19 protein-coding genes and 4 tRNA genes are annotated in these 18472 nt (G+C 57.7%); 17 read left to right on the plus strand and 6 right to left on the minus strand.

What is annotated here, in order from left to right; genetic code table 11:
* The first annotated feature begins 166 nt into the window (after positions 1-166).
* A complete protein-coding gene (locus LVD08_RS15340) occupies positions 167-685 on the plus strand; it encodes a cupin domain-containing protein (RefSeq protein WP_247268566.1) in 519 nt (172 codons plus the stop codon).
* A gap of 131 nt (positions 686-816) precedes the next feature.
* Here the strand turns inward: LVD08_RS15340 and LVD08_RS15345 are convergent, their stop codons facing one another.
* Positions 817-1461, minus strand: a complete 645-nt coding sequence (locus tag LVD08_RS15345; RefSeq protein ID WP_247268567.1) for a YceH family protein — start codon at positions 1459-1461, stop codon at positions 817-819.
* 125 nt (positions 1462-1586) lie between these two features.
* Here LVD08_RS15345 and LVD08_RS15350 point away from each other — a divergent pair, with 125 nt between their 5' ends.
* A complete protein-coding gene (locus LVD08_RS15350; RefSeq protein ID WP_007965386.1) occupies positions 1587-2096 on the plus strand; it encodes a DUF1993 domain-containing protein in 510 nt (169 codons plus the stop codon).
* 150 nt (positions 2097-2246) lie between these two features.
* Here LVD08_RS15350 and sstT read toward each other — a convergent pair whose 3' ends face one another.
* Positions 2247-3479: a serine/threonine transporter SstT gene (gene sstT / locus LVD08_RS15355; protein ID WP_166496698.1), complete on the minus strand. Its 1233-nt coding sequence runs from the start codon at positions 3477-3479 to the stop codon at positions 2247-2249.
* 338 nt (positions 3480-3817) lie between these two features.
* Between sstT and LVD08_RS15360 the strand changes: the two genes are divergently transcribed.
* Positions 3818-4981, plus strand: a complete 1164-nt coding sequence (locus tag LVD08_RS15360; RefSeq protein WP_150369701.1) for an MFS transporter — start codon at positions 3818-3820, stop codon at positions 4979-4981.
* On the opposite strand, the gene nhaR is transcribed toward LVD08_RS15360, so the two are convergent.
* Positions 4976-5875 (minus strand): transcriptional activator NhaR, encoded by a 900-nt coding sequence (nhaR, locus tag LVD08_RS15365; RefSeq protein ID WP_027613901.1) that lies wholly within the window; start codon positions 5873-5875, stop codon positions 4976-4978. The two genes, LVD08_RS15360 and nhaR, sit on opposite strands and share 6 nt — an antisense overlap.
* Positions 5876-6028: 153 nt before the next feature.
* Between nhaR and LVD08_RS15370 the strand changes: the two genes are divergently transcribed.
* The gene (locus LVD08_RS15370) at positions 6029-6271 is read left to right on the plus strand and encodes a hypothetical protein (RefSeq protein WP_007965379.1); all 243 of its coding nucleotides are present in this window, start codon (positions 6029-6031) and stop codon (positions 6269-6271) included.
* A 29-nt stretch (positions 6272-6300) separates the two neighbouring features.
* A complete protein-coding gene (locus tag LVD08_RS15375) occupies positions 6301-7050 on the plus strand; it encodes a TerC family protein (protein WP_027613902.1) in 750 nt (249 codons plus the stop codon).
* A gap of 73 nt (positions 7051-7123) precedes the next feature.
* On the opposite strand, the gene LVD08_RS15380 is transcribed toward LVD08_RS15375, so the two are convergent.
* Positions 7124-7279, minus strand: coding sequence for a hypothetical protein (locus LVD08_RS15380; protein ID WP_179353273.1), 156 nt, complete (start codon positions 7277-7279; stop codon positions 7124-7126).
* A 244-nt stretch (positions 7280-7523) separates the two neighbouring features.
* Here LVD08_RS15380 and LVD08_RS15385 point away from each other — a divergent pair, with 244 nt between their 5' ends.
* From LVD08_RS15385 to LVD08_RS15395, 3 genes are all read left to right on the plus strand, one after another.
* On the plus strand, positions 7524-8195 hold the full coding sequence (locus LVD08_RS15385; protein WP_247268677.1) for a peptidase C39 family protein: 672 nt from the start codon (positions 7524-7526) through the stop codon (positions 8193-8195).
* Positions 8196-8284: 89 nt separating this feature from the next.
* Positions 8285-8491: a DUF6021 family protein gene (locus tag LVD08_RS15390; protein ID WP_027613904.1), complete on the plus strand. Its 207-nt coding sequence runs from the start codon at positions 8285-8287 to the stop codon at positions 8489-8491.
* Positions 8492-8503: 12 nt separating this feature from the next.
* Complete coding sequence (locus tag LVD08_RS15395) at positions 8504-8698, plus strand: hypothetical protein (protein WP_047291581.1); 195 nt, start codon at positions 8504-8506, stop codon at positions 8696-8698.
* A 150-nt stretch (positions 8699-8848) separates the two neighbouring features.
* Here the strand turns inward: LVD08_RS15395 and pbpG are convergent, their stop codons facing one another.
* Positions 8849-9787: a D-alanyl-D-alanine endopeptidase gene (gene pbpG / locus LVD08_RS15400; protein ID WP_047597458.1), complete on the minus strand. Its 939-nt coding sequence runs from the start codon at positions 9785-9787 to the stop codon at positions 8849-8851.
* Between the two features lie 229 nt (positions 9788-10016).
* Complete coding sequence (gene folD, locus LVD08_RS15405) at positions 10017-10871, minus strand: bifunctional methylenetetrahydrofolate dehydrogenase/methenyltetrahydrofolate cyclohydrolase FolD (protein WP_041074114.1); 855 nt, start codon at positions 10869-10871, stop codon at positions 10017-10019.
* A 275-nt stretch (positions 10872-11146) separates the two neighbouring features.
* Between folD and LVD08_RS15410 the strand changes: the two genes are divergently transcribed.
* The 9 genes from LVD08_RS15410 to LVD08_RS15450 all read left to right on the plus strand — a co-directional run bounded on the left by LVD08_RS15410 (position 11147) and on the right by LVD08_RS15450 (position 18440).
* Positions 11147-11223: transfer RNA gene (locus tag LVD08_RS15410), tRNA-Arg, on the plus strand.
* Between the two features lie 32 nt (positions 11224-11255).
* Positions 11256-11331 (plus strand) — tRNA-His (locus LVD08_RS15415).
* A 58-nt stretch (positions 11332-11389) separates the two neighbouring features.
* Positions 11390-11474 (plus strand) — tRNA-Leu (locus LVD08_RS15420).
* A gap of 76 nt (positions 11475-11550) precedes the next feature.
* Positions 11551-11626, plus strand: a tRNA-His gene (locus LVD08_RS15425).
* 398 nt (positions 11627-12024) lie between these two features.
* Positions 12025-13335: a trigger factor gene (gene tig, locus LVD08_RS15430; RefSeq protein WP_027614582.1), complete on the plus strand. Its 1311-nt coding sequence runs from the start codon at positions 12025-12027 to the stop codon at positions 13333-13335.
* Positions 13336-13427: 92 nt separating this feature from the next.
* The gene (gene clpP / locus LVD08_RS15435; protein WP_007951559.1) at positions 13428-14063 is read left to right on the plus strand and encodes an ATP-dependent Clp endopeptidase proteolytic subunit ClpP; all 636 of its coding nucleotides are present in this window, start codon (positions 13428-13430) and stop codon (positions 14061-14063) included.
* A 112-nt stretch (positions 14064-14175) separates the two neighbouring features.
* Entirely contained in the window at positions 14176-15459 is a 1284-nt protein-coding gene (clpX, locus tag LVD08_RS15440; protein ID WP_003223632.1) for an ATP-dependent Clp protease ATP-binding subunit ClpX, read from the plus strand.
* Between the two features lie 163 nt (positions 15460-15622).
* The gene (gene lon, locus LVD08_RS15445; RefSeq protein ID WP_003223634.1) at positions 15623-18019 is read left to right on the plus strand and encodes an endopeptidase La; all 2397 of its coding nucleotides are present in this window, start codon (positions 15623-15625) and stop codon (positions 18017-18019) included.
* Between the two features lie 148 nt (positions 18020-18167).
* Positions 18168-18440: an HU family DNA-binding protein gene (locus tag LVD08_RS15450; protein WP_008077714.1), complete on the plus strand. Its 273-nt coding sequence runs from the start codon at positions 18168-18170 to the stop codon at positions 18438-18440.
* Positions 18441-18472 lie beyond the last annotated feature (32 nt).

An 18472-nucleotide genomic window follows, 5' to 3' on the forward strand; every position in this document is an offset into this window, starting at 1 on the left:
GAGTCAGAATCGAGTCTGTAGTCCCGCCCACCCCTTCAAGTCTAAACATACAAGCGAGCCTGCTCGCGAAGGATGCACCACGGTCTCAAGCCAGACATCCATGCCTATACTGCCTCCCCAGCCAGCCCAGACTTGCCACCCACAAAAACCGTGACCGAGGCCCGCCATGCACCCACCCATCCTCAACCTGCACCAGGTCGAACTCGAATCCCTGCCCGAAGCCCTTGCCCCGGAAGGCGAAACCGCTGGCCGCTATCAACAACGCATGGCGCGCATCGGCCAGCAGCTTGGTGCGCAGAAACTCGGCTATCGGTTGTACGCCTTGCCGCCAGGCATGCGCGGCAGTCCGTTTCACAGCCATCGGGTCAATGAAGAGATGTTCTATGTGGTGGCCGGGGAGGGCGAAGTGCGGTTAGGGGCTGAACGCTTTCCGATTCGCGCGGGCGACGTGATCGCCTGCCCGCCGGGCGGCCCGGAAACGGCGCATCAGATCATCAATACCAGCGACGCGGAGCTGCGTTATCTGGCGGTCAGCACCCAGCAGCAACCGGATATCTGTGAATACCCGGACTCCAACAAATACGCGGTGATGGACAACTTCAAGGTCGATGACCAGGGTAATGCGTCAGGTTTTGTTGCCGTGGCGCGACTGGCGGATGGTGTGGATTACTGGGATGGGGAGTAAATAGAGATCTTCGGTTGGTATAGATCCTGTGGGAGCGGGCTTGCTCGCGAATGCGGTGTGTCATTGACAGTGATTCGACTGACACAGCCCCTTCGCGAGCAAGCCCGCTCCCACCATAGGATTGGGGGTGATTATTCGAGGCGCGCCAGGCGTTCTTCCAGTGCGGCAATTCGTGCTTCCAGCTCTTCAATGCGTTCAACTGACACACCGCTGGTCGAGCGTTCCCCAGGATTCTGCCGCGCCGCCAGGATCGCCTCGATATCTGCCGGATCGCCCAGCGCATGGGTGTAGCGGTCTTCGCGCTGACCGGCCTGACGTGGAATCAACACCGCCAGCCCGCGCGCGATCAGGCGCTCAAGCTGATGCACCACCTGCTCGGCATCTTCGAAGTCATGCATCCGGCCGCTGCGGGTCAGCAGCTCATTCACAGTCTGCGGGCCACGCAGGAACATCAATCCGCTGAGAATCACTTGGGCCGGCACCAGCTCCAGCGCCTTGTCGAGCTTGTGCTCCCAGCGGTCGGCGCGACTGCCCATGACCAGTTTGGCGTAACCGTGGCTTTCCAGCGCCCGCAGGCTCTGGCCAACCTGGCCTTGAGTCAGGTTCATCACCGGCTCGCGGCTGGTTTTCTGATTGCAGGCCAGCACCAGCGCATTGAGGGTCAGCGGGTAGGTTTCCGGGCTGGTGGCCTGTTTTTCGATCAACGCACCCAGAATGCGGATTTCCGTGGCATTGAGCCGTGGTTCGTCGGTGGTGGTTGCAAGTTCGGTGGTCATCGCGCGTTCCCTCAGCAGTCGAAGGCGCCTAGCCTAATCCTTGGTTAACAAAAGGCAAGCCGTGTGGTCATCAAGCATGGCTATAATCGCCTCCACGTTCCACCCAGCCACTACACGAGACTGCCATGACCATTTCCCTGTACGCCGCATCCGTCCCGGTTTTTCAACAAATGCTCAACGCCCTGAGTGATGTCCTGAAAAAGGCTGAAGCCCACGCCACCGAGAAAAACATCGACCCGAACGCCTTCCTGCAAGCGCGCCTGTACCCGGACATGTTCCCGCTGGTGCGTCAGGTGCAGATCGCGGTCGACTTCGCCAAGGGCGTTTCCTCGCGTCTGGCCGAAGTCGAAATCCCGAAATATGACGACACCGAAACCACTTTCGCCGAGCTGCAGGCGCTGATCGCCAAGGTCCTGGCCTACATCGGCGAGATCAAGCCGGAGCAGATCAATGGCAAGGAAGGCATCGAGATCGTGACTCGTCCGGGCACCCCGAAAGAGAAGCGCTTCAGCGGCCAGGCTTACCTGCTGAGCTACGGTCTGCCGCAGTTCTTCTTCCACGTCACCACCACCTACGCGCTGCTGCGCCACAACGGTGTTGAAGTGGGTAAACGCGATTACATGGGCGCGTACTAAAACACCCAGCTACAAAAAAGCCCGCCAAGGTTTGCGCCTTGGCGGGCTTTTGTTTTTTGTAGGAGTGAGCCTGCTCGCGATAGCGGTGTGTCATACCGAGACGATGTGACTGACACACCGCTATCGCGAGCAGGCTCACTCCTACAGGGGTTATGCGGTGCGCTGGGCTTTCGCCTCTTCACCCAGGCACGCCGCGGCGGTAAACAGCACATCGGTGGACGAATTCAACGCCGTCTCCGCCGAGTCCTGCAACACCCCAATGATGAAACCGACCGCCACCACCTGCATGGCAATCTCGCTCGGGATACCGAACAGGCTGCACGCCAGTGGAATCAGCAGCAGCGAGCCGCCGGCCACGCCCGAGGCGCCACAGGCGCAGATCGCCGCGACGACGCTGAGCAGAATCGCGGTTGGAATGTCCACGGCAATCCCCAGTGTGTGCACCGCTGCCAGGGTCAGTACGGTGATGGTGATCGCTGCGCCGGCCATGTTGATGGTTGCGCCCAATGGGATCGATACCGAGTAGGTGTCTTCGTGCAGGCCCAGGCGCTTGCTCAATTCCAGATTGACCGGAATGTTCGCCGCCGAGCTGCGGGTGAAGAACGCGGTGATCCCGCTTTCGCGCAGGCACTTGAGGGTCAGCGGATACGGGTTGCGACGCAGTTTCCAGAACACGATCAGCGGGTTCATCACCAGCGCGACGAACAGCATGCAGCCCAGCAGCACGCCCAACAGATGCGCGTAACCGATCAGTGCGCCGAAGCCCGAGGTCGCGAGCGTCGAGGCCACCAGACCGAAAATGCCCAGAGGTGCGAAGCGAATCACCACGCGCACGATCAGCGTCACGCCGTTGGACAGATCGCCAACCACTTCACGGGTGGTGTCACCGGCATGGCGAATCGCGACGCCCATGCCGATCGCCCAGGCCAGAATGCCGATGAAGTTGGCGTTCATCAGCGCGCTGACCGGGTTGTCGACCACGCTCAACAGCAGGCTCTGCAGGACTTCCGTGATCCCGCCCGGAGCTGTCACCGCCACGTTCTCGGTGGACAGCACCAGATGCGAGGGAAACGCCATGCTGGCGATAACGGCGACCACCGCCGCAGCAAAGGTGCCGAGCAGATACAGAAACAGGATCGGCCGGATATGGGTTTCCTGACCGTGCTTGTGGTTGGCGATCGACGCCATTACCAGCACGAACACCAGAATCGGCGCCACGGCTTTCAGCGCCGAGACGAACACTTTGCCGATGAACGCCGAGCCTTTCGCCGCTTCCGGGGCGAACAGCGCCAGAGCGATACCGGCAATCAGGCCGATCAGGATCTGCGTGACCAGGCTGAGGTTTTTCAGGCGTTGCAATAGAGAAGGGGATGAAGCGGTCATAACGGCATCTCTGATTTTTTATAGGGTGCAAGGTTGCGTGAAACCGGTGATACATCGGGGGGGCAGGTCACCGGCACGAACCGAAAGGGCTGACGCGCTATCAACGCTGTTAAACAGGCCGCTGAATAGGGTGTACGTTTTTCAGGGCGCGGACTTTATCACAGCGTAGGCGTTATCCTTCAGGCCTGTGACGATCTGCCACCGGATTGATCGGCAAGTCGGCAGGTTTGTGCAAGTCAGCCCGGAAACACTCTGTTAAGATTCGCCATCCTCATTTTCATAGTCTGCCAGCGGGCCTCTTGGTCATCGCTGGTGTCGTCGTTTTGCTGGAGTTGCTCATGCTGTTGCCCATTCTTCTGTTGTCCGCCGCCGGATTCACGGTGCTGACCACAGAGTTCGTCATCGTCGGCCTGTTGCCGGCCATTGCCCGCGACCTGGCGGTAACCATTCCGCAGGCCGGTTTGCTGGTGACTCTATTCGCTTTCACGGTGGCGATGTTCGGTCCATTTTTGACCGCGTATTTCGCCCGGTTCGAGCGGCGCAAGTTGTTCATCACGATTTTGATCATGTTCGGCCTGGCCAACACCGTTGCGGCGCTGGCGCCGAACATCTGGGTCATGGCCATCGCCCGGTTGATCCCGGCGCTCGGCCTGCCGGTGTTCTGGGCCTTGGCCAGTGAGACCGCTGTAGACATCGTCGGCCCGGATCACGCCGGCCGCGCGATTGCCAAGATCGGCTTCGGCATTGTTTGCGCGACGGTGTTCGGCATTCCGGTGGGCACGTTGATTTCCGATGCGTTCGGCTGGCGCAGTGCATTCGCGATTCTGGCGGTGATCGCTTTCGCCAAGGCCTTGCTGCTGTTTGTTTACCTGCCGAAAACCAGTCTGCATCAGCATCAGGTCAGTTTCGCCTCGCAGTTCAAGATCCTGCGCAACCCGCTGATGATCGGCCATGTGCTGTTGTCGATTCTGGTATTCAGCGGCATGTTCACCGCTTATACCTATCTGGCCGACATTCTTGAGCGTCTGGCCGGGTTCAACGGTACGGTGGTTGGCTGGTGCCTGATGGGCTTCGGTGCGGTCGGGCTGATCGGCAACTCACTGGGCGGTCGCGCGGTGGATCGTCATCCACTGGGCGCCTCGGTGTTGTTCTGCGCGTTCATGATTGCCGGCATGGTCTCGCTGGTGCCGAACATTCACTCGACGGTGGGGCTGGCGGTGGCCATGGGCATCTGGGGTATCACCCAGGCTGCGTTGTTCCTGGTCAGCCATGTACGCCTGATGAAGGCCGCACCGGAAGCGCCAGCCTTTGCCGCCTCGCTGAATATCGCCGGGGCCAACCTCGGGATCGGCCTCGGAGCGATGATCGGCGGTCGAGTGATCGACAGTGCCGGCCTTGGCTTTCTGGGGTTCGCCGCTGCCGGGTTCATTCTGTTGTCGGTGTTCCTCGCCATGGTGTTGATGACGCTCAAGCCGCGCGAAGCGTGCGTCCAGGCGTCATAACGCGGTAAACAGCTCGCGTCGGGCACCTTCGGTAATCGCAACGATGCCGGGGTGCTTGACCTTGCGCTCCACCGAAATGGCATAGAACGACTCGGTCACCGCGTCGGTCTGGCCAATCTCCTCGACGCCGTACTGGCGTTTGACTTCATCGGCAATCACGCTCGGGCCGATGAAAATCCCGCTGCCCGATTGGCCGAAGGCCTGCATCAGGGCGCTGTCATCGAACTCCCCGACGATTCGCGGCTGGATCTGTTGCTCGGCGAACCAGCGTTGCAAACGGCTGCGCACCACGGTTTCCGCCCCGGGAATCAGCAGCGGTGCGCCGTTGAGGCTGCGCGGGAAATCCTGCCCGTATTGTGCCGCCAGCTGCGCGGTGGCGAAGAAACTGATTCCGCATTCGCCGAGCTTCTGGCTGTAGCCCTTGATGTCGAGGTGCGACGGCATCGGGCTGTCGGAAATCACCAGGTCCAGGCGCTGGATGGCCAGATCCGCCAGCAAGCGTTCGAGTTTGTCTTCGCGGCAGGTGATGCGTAGCGGCTCGTGCAACTCCATGGTCGGCGCGATCAGGCGGTAGACGATGGATTTGGGCACCACATCCGCCACGCCGACGCGAAACAGGATCTGCTGTTCGTTGGGCTGGGCACGTAGCATCAACTCCAATTCGCCGCCTAACTGGAACATCTGCTCGGCGTAGGGCAGGGCCTGACGCCCGGCTTCGGTCAGCTCCAACTGACGGCCGACCCGTTGAAACAGTTCGATGCCGTAAGTTTGTTCGAGCAGCGAAATCTGCCCGCTGATGGTTTGTGGCGTGAGGTTCAGCTGTTCGCAGGCACGCACGATGCTGCCGGTCTTGGCGACCACCCAGAAGTAATGCAGTTGTCGGTAGTTGAGCATCGAGCCACGACCTCTGTTTTGAAGGTATTGGATTCGTAAAAACCGAAGTATAGCCGCTAAAAATACGAATTTTCCTGAAGTGTTTGTCTCCCTAGAATGCCCAGCCATCGACGGGCGGTCTGTGACCCTGTCTGTTCATTCGAAGGAAGTCCCATGAAATACACAATTCCAGCGTTGATGTTTACGTCTTTACTGCTTATGGCCGGTTGCGATCAGGCCGAGAAAAGCGCCCAGCAGTTGATGGGCAAGGCCGCCGAAAGCGCCAAACAGGCGATCGACGATACGCACAAGGCTGCTGAACAAGCGCTCAGCGACGCCACCGGCGGCCTGATCGAGAAAAAAGAAACACCGGAAAAAGACGCGGAAAAATCCGAATCTTCCTCCAAGACCATCTAAACCGTCTTACACAGAGTCAGGACTGACCCATGGAATATCTGTTAGAACTCGCCGCCAGCCCCGCCGCCTGGGTTGCTTTGGCCACACTGGTGGTGATGGAAATCGTGCTCGGCATCGATAACCTGATCTTTATTTCGATCCTGACCAACAAACTGCCCGTGCAGCATCGGCAGAAGGCGCGGCGCATCGGTATCGGCATGGCGCTGATCCTGCGTCTGGCCCTGTTGAGCACCATTGCCTTCATCGTGCAGTTGACTGCCCCTGTGATCGAAATCATGGGCCAGGCGTTCTCCTGGAAGGACATGATCCTGATTGCCGGTGGTCTGTTCCTGGTGTGGAAAGCCACAACCGAGATCCATCACAGCATGGACCCGGCGCCGGAAGACCCGAAAAGCGCAACATCGACCGTGACCCTGGGCTTCGCTGCCGCGATCGGTCAGATCCTGATGCTGGACATGGTGTTCTCGATCGACAGCATCATTACTGCGGTGGGCATGACTGAGCACTTGCCGATCATGGTGATCGCAGTGGTGGTCTCGGTAATGGTGATGCTGTTTGCGGCTGAACCGCTGGCCAAGTTCATCAACGACAACCCGACGGTGGTGATGCTGGCGCTGGGCTTCCTGATCATGATCGGCATGACGCTGATCGCCGAAGGCTTCGGCGCCCACGTACCGAAAGGTTATGTGTACGCGGCCATGGCGTTCTCGGCAGCGATTGAGGTGCTGAACATGATGTCGCGCCGGGCGAAGCAGAAGAAACTGGCGCAGCAGGCGTAAGCGCTGACCAGCCAAAAGCCCCCTGAGCGCCAAGCGTTCAGGGGGCTTTTTTATGGGCGGAACGTTTGCAGTATCAATGTGCGGTCGCGTGCCGTGCGTTGTGCTTTTGCGGTTTTTCGACCGCCACAGGTGGCTGCGGGTGATGGTGGCGCCGCGAAATCCGCAGCACGCCCCACAACATGGCAGTGGCCACGGCCAGCCAGCCGGCGATCAGCATTACGATAGTCATGGTCAGGCTCATCAGTGCCTCCTCTTTGCCCTGCGTCGGGCACTCACTTTTTCAATTCGCTCTGTTTCAGTGACAGTCTAGACAATGGGGTGTTTCAGACTATTGACCAAAGGTCGGTAATGACCAATCAGTTCGCTCTATGCAAACGATCGGTCTGCGGTTTAAGGCTATACCGCAGGCCTGCGCCGCCCTATGATCGCAGGCGTTGCCGGAACACGATGACCGGCGTCTGACGAGAGTGATGATGGTGCAGGTATTTTCTCGATTGCGAGGGGCGCTGCTGGTGGCCGGTTGCGCGGCGGTGTTGGCAGGGTGTGCGGGCAGTGTCGCGCCGCAGGTCAAGCGTCTGCCGGAGCGGGTCGAACTCAGCGGCACGTTCTATCGCGGCGAAGCCAATCAGAGTGGTCCGCAAGTGCTGGCCAGCCTGTTGTCGCAGCAAGGCATCATGATCACCCCGGGCCTGCTGGAAAAACCGTTGCAGCTGCCGGGGGCACAGGATCAGTTACAGCAGAATCTGCAGAACCTGGCCCGTGATTACGGCATGGTGGTCTACCCGCTGGACAAGAACCTGCCTGCCTTGTTGACTCAGGTGGCGGCCGGTTATCCGGTGATGGTGCGCTTCAGTGAAGGCTCGGCGTTCTGGGCTGAAACGCGTTACGCGATCCTTTCCGGTTACGACCGGCTGAAACAGAAGGTGCTGTTGCGCGCCGGGATGAATCGCCGCGAACTGATGAGTTTCAGTTCCTTTGAATCCGCCTTCGAAAAATCCGGCGGCTGGGCAGTACTGATCCAGAAACCGTCGCAGATTCCTGCCGAAGTCGACCGCCAGCGCTGGCTCAAGGCGGCGGACGAGCTGGCGCAGGCCGGCCAGGAACGTGAAGCGGCGCAAGCCAGAAAGGCCTTGGCCGCACATTAAGGCTCCGTTCGTCATCTGCCGGGCACCCTCACGCCCGGCAGGCCTCTCACTGATAGAGCCCGAATGTGCGGGTGAATCAGGAGGCGAGCATGGCAGATTCCCCATCCCCGAAAGGCCCACACTCAAGCGAGCATTCGTCCGGTCATGATCTGGGTTTCGATCCGGATTCACCGGATCTCGACGATCCGCAAGTTGATCCGGTCGGCCCCGCCAAGGCGCCGCGAGACGTGCAACCGGACGACGACAGTAAACGTCCGGCCAAGCCTTACGATCCTTTGGCTGATCTGAAACCCTGAAGTGAGGTGCGTATGAGTACCGATTCCAGCTTCGACGATAAAAAACCGGACAGCGTGCCGACCACGCCTGAGGACGACGTGGATCCTGTGCTGGATCCGGACAGTCCGCTGCGGGATCCGTTGGCGCGGCCTAATGTGCTGACGCCAGATCCGAGCGCTGGTGACGGCATTCCGGACGACGACAAAATGCCGCTACCCAATGATTGAATAACGGGTATTTAACCACTGGCTGAATACCTCTGTGGCGAGGGAGCTTGCTCCCGCTGGACTGCGCAGCAGGCCTTTTCTGTTAAAAAAGAAGGTCCTCTACGCGTCCCAGCGGGAGCAAGCTCCCTCGCCACAGTTGGATTTTTCTGGTTACTTGGAGGCTTCGACCACGCCGCTCTGGCGCGACTTGAGGTTTTTCTCGGCCTTGTATTGCTGCGCAACTGCCGGAACGCTGGCGCTCCGGCCGGTTTCCATCCAGCTGCGGATTCGGCTGGCATCGGCAAAATGCGTGTACTTGCCGAACGCATCGAGAATCACCAGGGCAACCGGGCGGTTGCTCATTCGCGTCACCAGTACCAGGCAATGACCCGCCGGGTTGGTGAAGCCGGTTTTGGTGATCTTGATGTCCCAGTCAGCCTTGTTCACCAGGTGATCGGTGTTGCGGAAACCCAGGGTGTAATTGGGCTTGCGGAACGCTACGGTTTTTTCCTTGGTGGTGGTCAGCTCGCTGAGGATCGGATGCTTGCTCGCGGCGACCAGCAGTTTGCTCAAGTCGCGGGCGGTGGACACGTTGCGTTCCGACAACCCGGTCGGCTCGACATAGTGCGTATTGGTCATGCCCAGCGCTTTGGCCTTGGCGTTCATTGCGGCGATGAACGCGGCGTAACCGCCTGGATAGTGATGCGCGAGGCTGGCGGCCGCACGGTTCTCCGAGGACATCAGGGCAATCAGCAGCATCTCGCGACGCGGCAATTCGCTCTTCAGTTTGACTCGGGAGAACACGCCTTTCATTTCCGGCGTGTGGCTGATGTCGACGTCGATCCATTCGTCCATGTTCTGGTGTGCTTCAACCACCACCAGTCCGGTCATCAGTTTGCTCACCGAAGCGATCGGTACGATCACATCCGGGTTGCTCGAATAGATGACTTTATTGGTCTGCAAATCCATAAGCAGGGCGCTGCCGGAGGCGATCTTCAGTTGTGAAGCGTCGCGTGGCGCGGCGGTAGTTTCTGCGGCGTTGACCGTTGGCGTGACGAATGTGCCTGAAAAAGCAAAAACCAGGCTCAGGATCGAAAGACGAATTTTCACGCGGGCGAACTCATAAAGGTTGGATATTCCGTTAGTTTGTAACGGGTTATTTCTTCAAAGCGTCGCATTCTAGGAGTATGGCTGAAGATCTGTCGATGGTTGTTTGAATGACCTGAAAATCTCGTGAAAAGGCCTGTGAAAAGAGGGGTTTCCGGCGAACGGTTAGTGTTTTTTCTCAGATACGAAAAACCCCGCACAAGGCGGGGTTCTTTTACCGCGGAAAAACGCCTCAGGCGTGCAGGGTTTCTGCCGCGTAGAGGGTGTTTTCCAGCAGGCAAGCACGGGTCATCGGGCCAACGCCGCCGGGGACCGGAGTGATCCAGCCGGCGCGGGGCAGGGCGGTTTCATACACCACGTCACCGACCAGCTTGCCGTCGTCCTGACGGTTGATGCCGACGTCGATCACGATCGCGCCTTCCTTGATCCACTCACCCTTGACCAGTCCCGGCTTGCCGGCGGCGACCACCACCAGATCAGCGCGACCGACGTGGCCGGCCAGGTCCTTGGTGAAGCGGTGGGTGACGGTCACGGTGCAACCGGCCAGCAGCAGTTCCATCGCCATCGGGCGGCCGACGATGTTCGACGCACCCACCACCACCGCATCCAGACCATAAAGGTCAACGCCGGTGCTTTCCAGCAAGGTCATGATGCCTTTTGGGGTGCACGGACGCAGCAACGGAATGCGCTGGGCCAGGCGGCCGACGTTATAAGGATGGAAGCCATCGACGTCTTTGTCCGGGCGAATGCGCTCCAGCAGTTTGGAGGCGTCCAGGTGCTCGGGCAGCGGCAGTTGGAGCAGCACGCCGTCGATGGCCGGGTCGTCGTTGAGGCGATCGATCAGATCGGTCAGCGCTTCTTGAGTGGTGTCGGAAGGCAGGTCGTAGGCTTGAGAGAGGAAGCCAACCTCTTCACAGTCTTTACGCTTGTGCGAGACATAAACCTGAGAGGCAGGATCGCTGCCGACCAGGATCACCGCGAGGCCGGGAGTGCGCAGGCCTTGCTGGCGACGCTCGGCAACTCGTTGGGCGATCTGCTGGCGCAGGCTGGCGGCGATCGATTTGCCGTCGATTAGTTGTGCAGTCATTGCGCGTGATTAACCATCGAGAGGGGAAAAAAAGAGAACGCATTCTCGCATGTCAGACGGTGAGGGCAAAGGCGCTTGGTCAGCAAATTCCCCTAACTCCTTTAATTAAATGAATTTTTTTCAAAAAGGATTTGACGACCTTGGGAGCGCTCTATACTATTCGTCGCACTTGTCGGGCACAGCCTAGCACTGGTTAAGAAGGTTGAGCGGAATTAGCGTTCTGCGAAGCTGGAAAGCATTTAGTTTGTAGTCCTCCAAGAGTACAGATTAATAAGGCGCCCGTAGCTCAGCTGGATAGAGCATCCGCCTTCTAAGCGGATGGTCGCAGGTTCGAGTCCTGCCGGGTGCGCCATTAGGCAGCTTTGGCACAAGTAGCGCGATATGGTGGGCGTAGCTCAGTTGGTAGAGCACGGGATTGTGACTCCCGTTGTCGTGGGTTCGATCCCCATCGTCCACCCCATATTTCGAAAGGCGCCAGATGTAACAATCTGGCGCCTTTGCTTTAAAAAGCTTCATCTGCGGATGTGGTGGAATTGGTAGACACACTGGATTTAGGTTCCAGCGCCGCGAGGCGTAAGAGTTCGAGTCTCTTCATCCGCACCAATTAAAGCTTCATTCATGCCGCAGGCCTGATGAAGTTCAGCAAAGAAGTTGAATGGCTTTTTTGTGACGCAATATGGTGGGCGTAGCTCAGTTGGTAGAGCACGGGATTGTGACTCCCGTTGTCGTGGGTTCGATCCCCATCGTCCACCCCATATTTCGAAAGGCGCCAGATTTAACAGTCTGGCGCCTTTTTTGTTTTACGGCTGGTGGTTTGTCGCGCAGCGTTTCGGGTCGAAGGGCAGGGCGTTTCGTCGTGTTCAGGGGCTTGCTGTCAGCGTGCCGACCGCCGGCCATGTTCGCGGGATCAGCCGTCAGGGAGATGGCTCGCAGTCTCTTCTATATATAGAAGCGGTTGAAGCAGAGCCTTGGCGTGATGGTCTTTATTCGTCTTCGAGGTGGAGTGCATTGCTGCATTCGCACCTATAAATGGCCTGCTGTTTTTTTACCCGTTTTCAGTAGGGTGACTTCTTGAGTTTGACCCACTAGAATGCATGCCCTTGATTCTGGGGTCGGAAACGGCCGGCTAACGTCTGTGCAACGAGGAATATCCATGCAAGTTTCTGTTGAAAATACTACTGCTCTTGAGCGCCGCATGAGCGTCACCGTGCCGGCTGAGCGCATTGAGAGCCAGGTCAACAAGCGTCTGCAGCAGACTGCCCAAAAGGCCAAGATTGCTGGCTTCCGTCCAGGCAAAGTGCCAATGAGCGAAATCAAGCGCCGTTTCGGTGCTGACGCTCGTCAGGAAGCTGTTGGTGATGTCATCCAGTCCTCCTTCTACGAAGCCGTGGTTGAGCAGAAGCTGAACCCTGCCGGTTCGCCTTCGATCGAGCCGAAGTCGCTGGAAGCTGGTAAAGACCTGGAATACGTTGCCGTATTCGAAGTGTTCCCTGAGTTCACCGTTGCCGGTTTCGACGGCATCACTGTCGAGCGCCTGAGCGCTGAAGTGGCTGACGCCGATCTGGACAAGATGCTGGACATCCTGCGCAAGCAGAACACCCGTTTTGAAGTGGCCGATCGTGCCGCTCAGAACGAAGACCAGCTGAACATTGATTTCGTTGGCAAGGTTGACGGCGAAGCCTTCGCTGGCGGCTCGGCCAAAGGCACTCAGCTGGTGCTGGGTTCCGGTCGCATGATCCCGGGCTTCGAAGAAGGCCTGGTGGGCGCTAAAGCGGGCGAAGAGCGCGTTCTGAACCTGACCTTCCCTGAGGACTATCAGAACCTGGACCTGGCCGGCAAAACCGCCGAGTTCACCGTGACGGTCAACACCGTTTCCGAGCCTAAGCTGCCAGAGCTGAACGAAGAGTTCTTCGCTCAATTCGGCATCAAGGAAAGCGGCATCGACGGTTTCCGCACCGAAGTTCGCAAAAACATGGAGCGTGAGCTGCGTCAGGCCATCAAGTCCAAGGTGAAAAATCAGGTAATGGACGGTCTGCTGGCCACCAACCCGATCGAAGTGCCGAAGGCTCTGCTGTCCAACGAAGTTGACCGTCTGCGCGTGCAGGCTGTTCAGCAGTTCGGCGGCAACATCAAGCCTGACCAACTGCCGGCCGAGCTGTTCGAAGAGCAAGCCAAGCGCCGTGTAGTGCTGGGTCTGATCGTGGCTGAAGTGGTCAAGCAATTCGACCTGAAGCCTGACGAAGCCCGCGTTCGCGAAATGATTCAGGAAATGGCTTCGGCTTACCAGGAACCTGAGCAGGTCGTGTCCTGGTACTACAAGAACGAGCAGCAACTGAACGAAGTTCGTTCGGTTGTGCTGGAAGAACAAGTTGTGGATACTGTTCTGCAGAAAGCTAGCGTGACCGACAAATCGGTCTCTTACGAAGAAGCGGTCAAGCCGGTAGAAGCTCCAAAAGCCGACTGATTGTTTTTGCGTTAAGAAGTACACACATAAGCCAGCCTTCGAGCTGGCTTATGCGTATTCAAGACATAACTATTTGGGAGTGACTGCAGAGCATGTTCCGTAATTCGTATATTCAGCAGAACTCTGATATCCAGGCCGCTGGCGGCCTGGTCCCGATGGTTGTCGAGCAATCTGCTCGTGGCGAGCGCGCCTATGACATCTACTCGCGCCTTCTGAAGGAGCGCGTAATTTTTCTGGTGGGTCCTGTAGAGGACTACATGGCCAACCTGATCTGTGCGCAATTGCTGTTCCTTGAAGCGGAAAACCCGGACAAGGACATCCATCTCTATATCAACTCCCCGGGCGGTTCGGTGACAGCGGGCATGTCGATCTACGACACCATGCAGTTCATCAAGCCAAACGTCTCGACGACGTGCATTGGTCAGGCGTGCAGCATGGGTGCATTCCTGCTGACGGCCGGTGCTCCAGGCAAGCGTTTCTGCCTGCCGAACTCGCGTGTGATGATTCACCAGCCCCTGGGCGGTTTCCAGGGCCAGGCCTCGGATATCGAAATCCATGCCAAGGAAATCCTCTTCATCCGCGAGCGTCTGAACACGCTGATGGCCAAGCACAGCGGTCGTACGCTTGAAGAAATCGAGCGTGACACCAACCGCGACAACTTCATGAGTGCAGAAGCTGCGAAGGAATACGGCCTGATCGACGAAGTCATCAACCAGCGTCCTGCGTAAAATAAGCAGCTCAAAATAAGGTGGGTCGGCAGGTCCGACCACCAGCGGGCTTGAAAAAGCCCGCAATAGCCTTCATCTTGTGTTGCAAGCCTATCGGATTTGGATCGAACGAATGACTGACACCCGCAACGGCGAGGACAACGGCAAGCTGCTCTATTGCTCCTTCTGTGGCAAAAGCCAGCATGAAGTGCGCAAATTGATTGCCGGCCCCTCGGTCTTTATCTGCGACGAGTGCGTCGACCTGTGCAATGACATCATCCGCGAGGAGGTGCAGGAAGCACAGGCCGAAAGCAGCGCGCATAAATTGCCTTCGCCTAAAGAAATCAGCGGCATCCTTGACCAGTATGTAATCGGTCAGGAGCGTGCGAAAAAGGTTCTGGCCGTAGCGGTGTACAACCACTACAAGCGCCTGAATCAGCGTGACAAGAAGGCTGACGACGTCGAACTCGGCAAGAGCAACATTCTGCTGATCGGCCCGACAGGCTCCGGTAAAACCCTGCTGGCCGAAACACTGGCCCGCCTGCTGAACGTTCCGTTCACCATCGCTGACGCAACCACCCTCACCGAGGCCGGTTACGTAGGTGAAGATGTCGAGAACATCATTCAGAAATTGCTGCAAAAGTGCGATTACGACGTGGAAAAGGCCCAGATGGGCATTGTCTATATCGACGAAATCGACAAGATTTCCCGCAAGTCCGACAACCCGTCGATCACCCGCGATGTTTCCGGTGAAGGCGTGCAGCAGGCCTTGCTCAAGTTGATCGAAGGCACGGTCGCTTCCGTTCCACCGCAAGGTGGTCGCAAGCATCCGCAGCAGGAATTCCTGCAGGTCGACACCCGTAACATCCTGTTCATCTGCGGCGGTGCGTTCTCTGGTCTGGAAAAGGTTATCCAAAACCGTTCCACCAAGGGCGGCATCGGTTTCAACGCAGAAGTGCGCAGCAAGGAAGAAGGCAAGAAAGTCGGTGAATCCCTGCGTGAAGTCGAGCCTGACGATCTGGTCAAGTTCGGTCTGATCCCGGAATTCGTCGGTCGTCTGCCGGTTCTTGCGACGCTGGACGAGCTCGACGAGGCTGCGTTGATGCAGATCCTCACCGAGCCGAAAAATGCTCTGACCAAACAGTATGCCAAGCTGTTCGAGATGGAAGGCGTGGATCTGGAGTTCCGGACCGACGCACTGAAATCGGTCGCCAAGCGTGCCCTGGAACGTAAAACCGGTGCCCGTGGCCTGCGTTCGATTCTCGAAGGTGTGCTGCTCGACACGATGTACGAAATCCCTTCGCAGTCTGAAGTGAGCAAAGTCGTCATCGATGAAAGCGTGATTGAAGGCAAGTCCAAGCCACTGTATATCTACGAAAACAGTGAGCCGACGGCCAAGGCAGCGCCGGACGCGTAAGCGTCCACACTGCCGGAACAAAGAAGGGGCCTTCGGGCCTCTTTTTTTTTATGTCGTTTTTTACATCCGCTTTGCGCTTGTTTTTTTTCAAGGCAGCCCCCATCTTGGTTTCAAGTTTAATTCCATCTGATTACGGCCATATGGCCGCCGTAGAGGCGAAATCATGAAGACAACCATCGAATTGCCTCTCCTGCCATTGCGTGATGTCGTGGTTTATCCGCACATGGTTATCCCGCTGTTCGTGGGGCGCGAGAAATCCATCGAAGCCCTCGAGGCCGCGATGACGGGCGACAAGCAGATCCTGCTGCTGGCCCAGAGAAACCCGGCTGACGATGATCCCGGTGAAGACGCTCTCTATCGCGTAGGTACTATCGCCACTGTGTTGCAGCTGCTGAAGCTGCCGGACGGCACCGTCAAGGTTCTGGTCGAAGGCGAGCAGCGTGGCGCTGTAGAGCGCTTCAGCGAAGTCGACGGGCATTGCCGCGCCGAAGTCTCGCTGATCGACGAAGTCGACGCCGCCGAGCGCGAATCCGAAGTGTTCGTGCGCAGCCTGCTGTCGCAGTTCGAACAATATGTGCAGTTGGGCAAGAAAGTCCCGGCTGAAGTCCTGTCGTCGCTCAACAGCATCGATGAGCCGGGTCGTCTGGTCGACACCATGGCTGCGCACATGGCGCTGAAGATCGAGCAGAAGCAGGAAATCCTCGAAATCATCGATCTGTCGGCCCGGGTCGAGCACGTGCTCGCCTTGCTGGATGCCGAAATCGATCTGCTGCAAGTTGAAAAACGCATTCGCGGCCGCGTCAAAAAGCAAATGGAGCGCAGCCAGCGCGAGTACTACCTGAATGAGCAGATGAAGGCCATTCAGAAAGAGCTGGGCGACGGTGACGAAGGTCACAATGAAATCGAAGAGCTGAAAAAGCGCATCGATGCTGCCGGCCTGCCGAAAGATGCCTTGGCCAAAGCCACCGCCGAGCTGAACAAGCTCAAGCAAATGTCGCCGATGTCCGCTGAAGCCACCGTGGTGCGCTCCTACATCGACTGGCTGGTGCAGGTGCCGTGGAAGGCGCAAAGCAAGGTACGCCTCGACCTGGCGCGTGCTGAAGACATTCTCGACGCCGATCACTACGGTCTCGAAGAGGTCAAGGAGCGCATCCTTGAATACCTCGCCGTGCAGAAGCGCGTGAAGAAGATCCGTGGCCCGGTGCTGTGCCTGGTGGGTCCTCCTGGCGTGGGTAAGACCTCGCTGGCAGAGTCGATTGCCCACGCCACCAACCGTAAATTTGTGCGTATGGCCCTCGGTGGCGTGCGTGATGAAGCGGAAATTCGTGGCCATCGCCGGACCTACATCGGTTCGATGCCAGGAAGATTGATTCAAAAGATGACAAAAGTGGGTGTGCGCAACCCGCTGTTCCTGCTCGATGAAATCGACAAAATGGGCAGCGACATGCGTGGCGACCCGGCGTCGGCGTTGCTGGAAGTGCTCGATCCGGAGCAGAACCACAACTTCAACGATCACTATCTGGAAGTCGATTACGACCTGTCCGATGTGATGTTTCTGTGCACCTCGAACTCGATGAACATCCCGCCGGCACTGCTGGACCGGATGGAAGTCATTCGTCTGCCGGGCTACACCGAAGATGAAAAGATCAACATCGCCGTAAAGTACCTGTCGCCCAAGCAGATTGCCGCTAATGGTCTGAAGAAGGGTGAGCTGGAATTCGACGAGGAAGCGATCCGCGACATCATCCGTTACTACACCCGTGAAGCCGGTGTGCGTGGCCTCGAACGTCAGATCGCCAAAGTCTGCCGCAAGGCTGTGAAAGAACATGCGCTGGAAAAACGCTTCTCGGTAAAAGTGACAGCTGACCTGCTGGAGCATTTCCTCGGTGTGCGTAAATTCCGCTACGGTCTGGCAGAGCAACAGGATCAGATCGGTCAGGTGACTGGCCTGGCGTGGACGCAGGTGGGCGGTGAATTGCTGACCATCGAAGCGGCTGTGGTACCGGGCAAAGGTCAACTGATCAAGACCGGTTCGTTGGGCGATGTAATGGTCGAATCGATCACTGCGGCGCTGACCGTTGTGCGCAGCCGTGCCAAAAGCCTGGGCATTCCGCTGGACTTCCATGAGAAGCGCGACACGCACATTCACATGCCGGAAGGGGCGACGCCGAAAGACGGTCCGAGCGCTGGTGTAGGCATGTGCACCGCACTGGTTTCGGCATTGACCGGGATTCCGGTGCGCGCCGATGTCGCCATGACCGGCGAAATTACCCTGCGTGGCCAAGTGTTGGCGATTGGTGGTCTGAAGGAAAAACTGCTCGCGGCTCACCGTGGCGGAATCAAGATTGTGATTATTCCGGAAGAGAACGTGCGCGATCTGAAGGAGATTCCTGACAATATCAAGCAGGATCTGCAGATTAAACCGGTTAAATGGATTGACGAGGTCCTGCAAATTGCGCTGCAATACGCGCCGGAGCCCTTGCCGGATGTGGCTCCGGAGATAGTTTCCAAGGACGAAAAACGTGAGTCTGATTCAAAGGAAAGAATTAGCACGCATTAATACGTTTTTGCCTGGGGGGCTTCCTTGACAGCTTTTTAGAGCCCTTGTTATAAAGCGGCTCTTAAGTGTCTGTAGGCCATTCAGCACTCGTTTTTGCTTTCACCAAAAAACTTAGAATCATCTCAAAATAGATATAAGGGGACTTAGAGTGAACAAGTCGGAACTGATTGATGCTATCGCTGCATCCGCTGATATCCCGAAAGCTGCTGCTGGCCGTGCGCTGGACGCTGTAATCGAATCCGTCACTGGCGCTCTCAAGGCTGGCGACTCCGTTGTTCTGGTTGGTTTCGGCACTTTCTCCGTGACTGATCGTCCAGCTCGCGTTGGTCGTAACCCACAGACCGGCAAGACGCTGCAAATCGCTGCTGCTAAAAAGCCAGGTTTCAAAGCCGGTAAAGCACTGAAAGAAGCTGTTAACTAAGTTAGTTTGTTTCAGGTTTTTACCCATCCGGG

It is taken from the genome of Pseudomonas sp. YL2, assembly GCF_023063025.1.
Lineage (GTDB): Bacteria > Pseudomonadota > Gammaproteobacteria > Pseudomonadales > Pseudomonadaceae > Aquipseudomonas > Aquipseudomonas putida_A.

Excerpts from the sequence above, each read along its gene's own strand:
- LVD08_RS15340 (WP_247268566.1), top strand. The coding sequence starts at position 167 with ATGCACCCACCCATCCTCAACCTGCACCAGGTCGAACTCGAATCCCTG.
- LVD08_RS15345 (WP_247268567.1), bottom strand. The coding sequence starts at position 1,461 with ATGACCACCGAACTTGCAACCACCACCGACGAACCACGGCTCAATGCC.
- LVD08_RS15350 (WP_007965386.1), top strand. The coding sequence starts at position 1,587 with ATGACCATTTCCCTGTACGCCGCATCCGTCCCGGTTTTTCAACAAATG.
- sstT (WP_166496698.1), bottom strand. The coding sequence starts at position 3,479 with ATGACCGCTTCATCCCCTTCTCTATTGCAACGCCTGAAAAACCTCAGC.
- LVD08_RS15360 (WP_150369701.1), top strand. The coding sequence starts at position 3,818 with ATGCTGTTGCCCATTCTTCTGTTGTCCGCCGCCGGATTCACGGTGCTG.
- nhaR (WP_027613901.1), bottom strand. The coding sequence starts at position 5,875 with ATGCTCAACTACCGACAACTGCATTACTTCTGGGTGGTCGCCAAGACC.
- LVD08_RS15370 (WP_007965379.1), top strand. The coding sequence starts at position 6,029 with ATGAAATACACAATTCCAGCGTTGATGTTTACGTCTTTACTGCTTATG.
- LVD08_RS15375 (WP_027613902.1), top strand. The coding sequence starts at position 6,301 with ATGGAATATCTGTTAGAACTCGCCGCCAGCCCCGCCGCCTGGGTTGCT.
- LVD08_RS15380 (WP_179353273.1), bottom strand. The coding sequence starts at position 7,279 with ATGACTATCGTAATGCTGATCGCCGGCTGGCTGGCCGTGGCCACTGCC.
- LVD08_RS15385 (WP_247268677.1), top strand. The coding sequence starts at position 7,524 with ATGGTGCAGGTATTTTCTCGATTGCGAGGGGCGCTGCTGGTGGCCGGT.
- LVD08_RS15390 (WP_027613904.1), top strand. The coding sequence starts at position 8,285 with ATGGCAGATTCCCCATCCCCGAAAGGCCCACACTCAAGCGAGCATTCG.
- LVD08_RS15395 (WP_047291581.1), top strand. The coding sequence starts at position 8,504 with ATGAGTACCGATTCCAGCTTCGACGATAAAAAACCGGACAGCGTGCCG.
- folD (WP_041074114.1), bottom strand. The coding sequence starts at position 10,871 with ATGACTGCACAACTAATCGACGGCAAATCGATCGCCGCCAGCCTGCGC.
- tig (WP_027614582.1), top strand. The coding sequence starts at position 12,025 with ATGCAAGTTTCTGTTGAAAATACTACTGCTCTTGAGCGCCGCATGAGC.
- clpP (WP_007951559.1), top strand. The coding sequence starts at position 13,428 with ATGTTCCGTAATTCGTATATTCAGCAGAACTCTGATATCCAGGCCGCT.
- clpX (WP_003223632.1), top strand. The coding sequence starts at position 14,176 with ATGACTGACACCCGCAACGGCGAGGACAACGGCAAGCTGCTCTATTGC.
- lon (WP_003223634.1), top strand. The coding sequence starts at position 15,623 with ATGAAGACAACCATCGAATTGCCTCTCCTGCCATTGCGTGATGTCGTG.